Genomic DNA, 7,659 nt, shown 5'->3' with positions numbered 1-7,659 from the left:
CCGGCAACTACAGCCAGTAACGTAAATGTTCAGTTGTCGATTCTGCCCTGGGGAGAGGTTTTTATAAACGGAGTTTCACGAGGCGTGTCGCCACCCGTGAAGATCCTGTCGCTTAAGCCAGGCCAATATCGCGTAAAAGTCGTGAACGGTGATCTGCCGCCTTATCAACAGCAACTGACTGTGCAAGCCGGCAAGCCCACGGCCATCTCGCACAGTTTTGAGTGAGCTCAACGCGTTATGACGTGAAGAGACATTGTTGTCAAAACGTAAGAGAAGTAAATAAGTATCCATGTCATCAAACTGAGGCTTTGTCTTTCCATACTGCTGCTTGCTTACAAACACCGATCCGTGACTCAGGAGAGCCAGATAATGAGAACCGCCGCCAAGACAACAGCCGTGTTGCCATACGACCCCGTACAACTGCTGGGCAAGGTGACGCGGATCGAAAGCGGCGGACATTGCGTGGTGCGTTGCGAGACAACAGACTGGCATGTCGAAAGAGCGGCCAGTTGCCTGCTGGCGCCAAGTGTGGGCGATCTGGTGCTAATCAGTGGCCCGGTGCCTGAGCAGACCTTTCTGATTGCAATCATCCGCCAGGCGCGACCAGAAATCGCCCGCCTGGAAACTCGGGGGGATATGGTGATTGCTTGTCCTGGCGGCAGTATTTCGATGCAGGCGGCACAAACGCTTTCTCTCAAGGGGAGCGAGGGCATGGCGTTGGACACCTCAGCATTGACTATGCGGGCCGACACCGCCCAGTGCACCGTGAGCGAGCTTGACTATTTAGGTGCGGGAGCCCGATTAACGGTGGGCTCGGTGCGTCTTATCGGGCGCGCTTGCGAGGTCGTCATGGACCGCATTTCGCAGCTGGCTCATAACGTATTCCGACTTACGCAAGACACCGAGCAGGTACGTGCGGGCCGTATCGATTATCAGGCCGAGCACACCGTCAGGCTGCATGCCCGGCACACGCTGGTTACCGGTACGGACCTGGTCAAGGTCGATGCCGATCAGATTCATATGGGCTGAAGCGCCCGGAACAGGCAGGAGAGAAACGCGTGAATCGTATTGTTAAAGTCAGCACGTCGCTACCCGGTGACACATTGATGTTCCGGTCGCTCAATGGCGAAGAGGAGCTGTCGACGCTGTTCGAGTTTGATGTAGAACTGCTGTCCGAGTCGCATTCGCTGGATTTGAAGCAATTATTGAGTCAGCCGCTGACCTTGCATATTGACCTGGGCTTGGCGGGCACGCGTTATTTGAATGGGCAGGTCACACGTTGCAAGCTGATTGGCCGCGCCAGCGCCACCTCGCGCTACTACGTGTACCGTGCGGTCGTTCGACCATGGTTGTGGTACCTGACGCAAACCAGCGACAGCAAGATTTTCCAGGAAAAGTCCGTGCCGGATGTGATTCGGGAAGTATTGGCTGATTACGGATTTCCCACTGAATTTAAGCTTGTCGGAAGCTATCGCACCTGGGAGTATTGCGTCCAGTACGAGGAAAGCGATTTCGCTTTCATTAGCCGCTTGATGGAGCACGAAGGGATTTATTACTGGTTCAGGCACGAAGACGGCAAGCATGTATTGGTGCTGACCGATGACATCGCTCAGCACAGTCCGTTTCCCGGTCTTGAGTCGCTGCCCTATATTGGGCCGGACCGTGTCGTGCAGTCAGACAAGGAATACATTTCGAGCTGGGAGCCGGCCGAGCAGGTAACCCCAGGCAGATTTGCTACCGTCGATTACGACTTCAAGAAGCCGGCGGCCAGCCTTGATGCATTGCGCAGCAACCCGGGTTCCTATTCGCACGGTGACCTGGAGGTATATGAGTGGATGGGCGGCTACACCGAACCGGATCAAGGCGAACATTACTCGCGGGTGCGGCTGGAAGCACTGCAGGCGCAGCAGTCACAGATAACTGGCCACAGCAACGCCCGCGCACTGGCGCCGGGCCGTTTGTTGACACTGGTCAATCATCCGCGCCTTGCTGAGAATCGCGAGTATCTGATCCAGAAAGTGGTGTATCGCGTGAGCGAGAACGATTATTCCAGTGTCGAAGCCGGGGATAGCCAGTTTGAAGTGGATTTCGCGGCAATTCCCGCAAGCATTCCGTTTAGGCCCGCGCGCAATACGCCTTTGCCCCGTACCCATGGCCCGCAGACTGCCAAAGTCGTGGGAAAACCTGGTGAACAAATCTGGACAGACCGTTATGGCTGCGTGAAGGTTCAGTTTCGCTGGGATCGTTATGGCAAGACGAACGAAAATAGTTCATGCTGGGTGAGGGTATCCAGCCCTTGGGCGGGAGGTGGGTTCGGCGGCATTCAGTTGCCCCGTGTCAATGATGAAGTCATTGTTGATTTTATTGGCGGACATCCCGATAGGCCCATTGTTATTGGCCGGGTTTTTAACGCCAGCAACATGCCCCCGTGGGACCTGCCTGGCAATGCCACGCAAAGCGGCTTTCTTAGCCGTTCAAAAGATGGCGACCGGAATGCCGCCAACGCCCTGATGTTTGAGGACATGGCAGGCAGTGAACGTATCTGGCTGCATGCCGAACGCGACCTGACGACCGAAGTCGAAGCCAATGAGCTGCATACCGTTGACGGCAACCGCGACACGATTATTACGGGCAACGACACACTGACGGTGACCGGTGCGCGGACCAGCACTACGCATGCCCAGGAAACCGAGACGTTCATGGCTGGAGCCGATCGTACGGTGACTGGCGCGGTCAATGAAACAATTACTGGTGATGAAACCCGCAGTGTGACGGGCAACGTGATCGAAACAATTACCGGCAATGTCGACGAGACGATCACCGGCAACCTGACACAGACCACGACGGGTGATGTGACGCGCACCATCACCGGACCGGTAGTAGACACGACCACTGGCACCGTGGACGAAACCATTACCGGCGACCTCACACAGACAACAACCGGCAGCGTGACGCGCACGATTACTGGTGACATCGTGGACACGATTACGGGCGCTGTGACCCATACGGTAACTGGTGATACCACCAGTACGCTTACCGGCACGTTGACGAAAACAGTGACGGGCGACGTTGCGGTCAACGCAGCGACAAGCATTACGGTGACCACACCTTCCTGGACGCTGAATAATACTGGACCCTCGTCCTTCTGGCAGGCGAGCTATATGAGGGGAACGCCGGCCCGGTTGTCCGTGGTGGGGGTCTCGGCCGATGCCTGGGGAGTCAGGGGGCAAGCCTATGGCGTGAACCTGCAATGGGCTGTCTTGAAGTTGGATTATTACGATTTCAAGAACGAAGGCGGGCAGATCAAGATTACTCAGAAGGTGGTCAAACTGGCTGGTACGGCCGCCGCCGAGATCCGCACGGGCGGGGCGCACATCGTCAGCAAGGTGGTCAGTCTATTTACGTGATGCGAATCAGGAATGCTGCCAGGAAACACAGATAAATTATGGGGTCGACAACAGGCATGACACGTGAGAGCGTCATCATATTGAGGGTAGCGGCCGTCGCTTTGCTGTGCGGTGGCTGGTTTGTATTCTGGTTCGTCAAAGACGGGCTTCCGACCTGGACGATTTGGGCGACGTTGGCATTTGTGGCCTTCTTTGCCGTGATCGTGGCAAAAAGCTTTCTCCCCGAGGCGGAAGAGAAGCTGGCCCGGCAGTTGGCCGGCGACAGCCAAGCTGTCCGCGCATGCGGAAAGGTCGTGGAAATCCGCCGGCTGGCTACCCAGGAAACGACGACCATGCGCCAAACCAAGCTGAAACTGAAGCTTTTGCTTAGCGAGGCCGATAGCGTTGATCGTGCTGTCGAGCTGGAGGTATGGGTCGAAGACGCTTTATTGCCCACTTTCGCCAGCGGCAAGACAGTGCACGTGCTGTATCACCGGGATGAGCCGTCAAAGTTAGCGATTGACCGGCGCCAGACGCCAATCCAGGTCCAGTAGCGGCACGGAGAAAAATTCGAATCATGCGCATCATCAAGCCGTTAAGACTGGGCATCCTGACCCGGCCATATCAGTACCGTGGGCAGCATCAACTGGGCGTATCCGTATTGGCGATGGCCACACTGGCCCCTGATCCAACGCTGGTGATGGAAGCCGATCTCTGGAAAATTTCTAGCCAGGAACTGGATGAGGACGAGGTACTGGATCTGGGGATACCCAAACCTTGCGCCGAGTTTTTGGTGTCGGGCAAAGCTTGGTCGCACGACGCGTCTGATCCGGGGCGTGTTGCTGTCAGGGCGCGCCTGGATTACCTTGAAAAAAGCCTGATCGTGCATGGTGACAGGAGCTGGGGGCAGGGCGGCATGAGCAAGGCTGCTGTTGTGCAAGGTGTCCCTTTGAATTGGCGCCATACCTATGGCGGGCCGGGGTTTCCCGATAATGAGAACGGGTTGGGCGCTGCGCGCGACGTGGATGGCGTCTGGCGCGTGCCGAATGTGGAGGCCCTGGAGCAGCGGCTTACGCGGGAAGGGCAGGTGGGTGTGCCCGTGTCTTTCGGGCCGGTCTCTCCGGCTCGGCCCCAGCGTTTCAAGCGTGCGGGCAGCTACGACGATCAATGGTTGAATAACGGTTTCCCGGGCCTGCCCGATACACTGGATCCCCATTTTTTCAACACCGCGTCTGCGGACCAGTGGTTAGTCGGGCAGCCGGAAATAAGCGCTGCGGCCGGTTACGAAATCTGGAACATGCATCCGGACCAGGCTTGCCTGCAAGGGCATCTGCCAGCCTGGCGAGCGCGTTGTTTCTTCCAGCGCCACAATAACGAGGCGCTGGAAGAAATCAGTATGCGGCACACGACGGCATGGTTTTTTCCGGACCGAGAGCGTGTGTTGCTGATCTTTCATGGTGCCGCGCCGGTGTCGACCGATGATGCCTCTGATGTCGCCTGCATCATGCCTGCGTTGGAATCCCTGGATGGCGCGGCGCGTAGTCAGGCGTATTACAGCAAGGTTTTGGCACAGCGCCTGCCTCGCGATTCGGGCCCCCTGTACGCATTGCGCGACAAGGATTTGTTGCCGGAGCAAGCATTGAGTGGTGATGACTTCCAAGCAGCCAGTAGCGGCGTGTTGGCTAGGCCGCAAATGGTCAATCAGCGTGCGCGTGCAGCGGCGCTTAAGCACGACATGCTGGCGCGAGCCGAGCAGGCTGGTCAGAACCCCGCCGATTACCAGCTGGATGCAACCGTTCCCACACCATTGGAATCCCTGGACGATTTGCCTGATTATGCCCGCAGCATGCGGCGGAAAACTCGTCTGATGAAAGTGGATATGCTCAGAAAACAGCGCGAGTCTCAAGCGCGGTTAAAGCAAGCCTTCAAGGACACGCCACAGGCCGAGGCGACGATGGCCGACGTGAATACCGCAAAAGCGGGTGGGCCGCCCCGGCTGGATCGGGACGAAGGTATGGCAACTATGCGTTCGATGGCTCGCGATGCCGACAAACGAGGGGCTGGCGGCATGAGCGCAGCAAAGCTGCAAGCAATGCAAGATGATGCTCAGAACAAGCTGGCTCTGCTTTACCGGCATGCCGCGCACCATCAGGCGCCAGCGGAAGCCGCGCTTGGCGGGCGCAGCGTGCGCATGCGCCGCCGAGTTCAAAGCCTGATGCAGGGCAGTCGCGATCTGTCGGGCCTTGATCTGACCGGCGTCGATTTGTCGGGCATGGATTTATCGCATGCTCGATGCCATGGTGTATGGATGGAAATGGCAAACTTGCGTGGCGTCAAGCTGACAGGTGCTGATCTTACCCAAGCTGTCCTCGCGCGCGCCCAACTGCAGGGAGCGGACCTGAGCGACGCGATCCTGTGCGAAGCCAACTTGGGCGAGGCCTTGGTTCAGTCAACTTGCTTCGACGGTGCCGACTTTAACGAAACCATACTGGATCGTGCGCTGTTCGCGCGCTGCAGTTTTACGCGGGCCTCGTTCAAGGGATGCTCGCCAGCCGGAACCGAGTTCGTGGATTGCAGCTTTGAGCAGGCCAAGCTGGATAGCGTGACGTTCTGGCAACAAGCGCGTTTTGAGCGCGTTGTTTTTCCCGAGGCGGTCCTGCATCGTGTGGTGTGGGTGGATTGCGGATTGGAAAACGCGGATTACAGCCGCGCCACCTTGACCGCCTGCGCCTGGGTCCAGAGTGTGTTCTTGACCCCACCGCGTTATGCGCAGAGCCGCATGACGACTTGCTGTGCCGTCCAGACAGACTTGACCGCCGCTGTGTTTACCGATGCCTGGCTGGAAGAGTGCAGCTTGCGCAGCCTGGATTTGGCGCAGACTAACTTTGATGGCGCGCGGCTTAAAAACTGTGATTTGTCCGAGGCGAATCTGAAAGATGCGAGCCTGCTGCGCTGCGATGCAAGCGGTTCACTATTTATGGAAACAGATTTGACAGGCGCCGACCTGCGCGAGTCTGACTTGATCGATGCGTTAATGCAAAAGAGCGAATTTCGATTTGCCGATCTGCGTGGCGCTAACCTGTTTCGGACGGATATTTCGCAGACCATAATGGAGTCCAGCACCCGTACCGCAGGGGCTTACGTCAAGTGGGCCAAAACCCTGCCCAAGGCCGCGCAGGCAGGGAGCGGGGCATGACGCCGGAAACCTTTCGGGAGCGCATCAAAGGCGGCGATGCGCTGGTCGATCTGGACCTGCGTCAACTGCAACTGACGCCTGGTGATTATGCTGGCGCCATTTTGATTCGTTGCGACTTGCGCGGCATGAGCCTGGAAGGCATGGATCTGCGCGACAGCCAGTTCAGCGAATGTCAGTTGCAGGACACGCGATGGGAAGACGCTCAGCTGGATCAATGTGTGTTTCATCGTTGTGATGCCAGCCGTGCCAGGATGCGCGTAGCGCGCGTCGAAGAAATGACTTGGTCCGACTGCCGGGCTATCGATCTGGATCTTGGCGAAACAGCGCTGGTCTCGGTCAATTTCGTCAGGACGGACATGACTGGCAGCAATCTGGCGGGCGCACAGATCGAGCGCTCGACCTTTACCGAGTGCACATGGGGCAACGCCGATATGAGCCAGACCCGGCAGGAGCATGTACTGTTCTTTCGCAGTGATTTGACGCAAGTCATATTGACCGAGGCACACTGGGAGAGTGTAGTGTGCGTCGAGGTCAATATGTCGGGCCAGGATTTACGGGGGCAGACGCTGTTGCGTTGCCAACTGACGGATTGCCAGCTTGATGGCTGTAACTTTCAGGATGCGTTGCTGGGGCAGACCAGCTTCAAGGGGGCGTCGATGAAAGACGCCACGCTGATCGGCGCGCGCGCACCCCGCGCATTATTTGTACACGCCGACATGCGAGGCAGCCAATGCCAGGGCGGGCAATTTGCTCAAAGCCTTTGGGCTGACGCCTTTCTAGATCAAGTGGACTTCAGTGGCGCTGACCTTACACAGTGCATTCTGCATCGAGCGCGTTGTGACCGCGCTTTGTTCAAGAATGCCGAGCTGGAGTACGCCGATTTTTCCTACGCGGATCTGTCGCGCGCCGATTTCCGCGGCAGCCGCTTTATGCGTACCCAGTTTCATCGTGCGCTGATCGCCGATACGCGTTGGGGAGACCGGACAGGCCTATTGGAAAACGACCCTCTCTTATTTGAAGCCGAGCAATGGTCCGCCGGGCGCCCGACCGCGCTGCGGGCCGGAAGGTAAAGGAAGC

The 7,659-nt window shown here is 57.7% G+C and carries 6 protein-coding genes; all 6 read left to right on the top strand.

Annotated elements, in window-relative coordinates; translation table 11 throughout:
- The coding region (locus ABWO67_RS08880) for a PEGA domain-containing protein (RefSeq protein ID WP_353150525.1) at positions 1-225 on the top strand (225 nt) is incomplete at its 5' end.
- Between the two features lie 144 nt (positions 226-369).
- Complete coding sequence (locus tag ABWO67_RS08875) at positions 370-1,029, top strand: DUF3540 domain-containing protein (RefSeq protein ID WP_353150522.1); 660 nt, start codon at positions 370-372, stop codon at positions 1,027-1,029.
- Between the two features lie 29 nt (positions 1,030-1,058).
- Positions 1,059-3,407 (top strand): type VI secretion system Vgr family protein, encoded by a 2,349-nt coding sequence (locus ABWO67_RS08870; RefSeq protein ID WP_353150520.1) that lies wholly within the window; start codon positions 1,059-1,061, stop codon positions 3,405-3,407.
- Positions 3,408-3,445: 38 nt separating this feature from the next.
- Positions 3,446-3,940: a hypothetical protein gene (locus ABWO67_RS08865; RefSeq protein WP_353150517.1), complete on the top strand. Its 495-nt coding sequence runs from the start codon at positions 3,446-3,448 to the stop codon at positions 3,938-3,940.
- Between the two features lie 23 nt (positions 3,941-3,963).
- Entirely contained in the window at positions 3,964-6,582 is a 2,619-nt protein-coding gene (locus ABWO67_RS08860) for a DUF2169 family type VI secretion system accessory protein (protein ID WP_353150514.1), read from the top strand.
- Positions 6,579-7,652 carry a pentapeptide repeat-containing protein gene (locus tag ABWO67_RS08855; RefSeq protein WP_353150512.1) on the top strand — a complete coding sequence of 358 codons (1,074 nt, stop codon included), beginning with the start codon at positions 6,579-6,581 and terminating at the stop codon, positions 7,650-7,652. The genes ABWO67_RS08860 and ABWO67_RS08855 overlap by 4 nt, the downstream gene beginning before the upstream one ends.
- Positions 7,653-7,659 lie beyond the last annotated feature (7 nt).

It is taken from the genome of Pollutimonas bauzanensis (genome assembly GCF_040393045.1).
Taxonomy (GTDB): Bacteria; Pseudomonadota; Gammaproteobacteria; order Burkholderiales; family Burkholderiaceae_B; genus Pollutimonas; species Pollutimonas bauzanensis_A.
Note: the sequence above shows the minus strand (reverse complement) of the source record. Positions and strands in the feature narration are given on the sequence as shown.

Bases quoted from the DNA above. Each gene is read 5' to 3' on its own strand.
- ABWO67_RS08875 (WP_353150522.1), top strand. From the start codon at position 370: ATGAGAACCGCCGCCAAGACAACAGCCGTGTTGCCATACGACCCCGTA.
- ABWO67_RS08865 (WP_353150517.1), top strand. From the start codon at position 3,446: ATGGGGTCGACAACAGGCATGACACGTGAGAGCGTCATCATATTGAGG.
- ABWO67_RS08860 (WP_353150514.1), top strand. From the start codon at position 3,964: ATGCGCATCATCAAGCCGTTAAGACTGGGCATCCTGACCCGGCCATAT.
- ABWO67_RS08855 (WP_353150512.1), top strand. From the start codon at position 6,579: ATGACGCCGGAAACCTTTCGGGAGCGCATCAAAGGCGGCGATGCGCTG.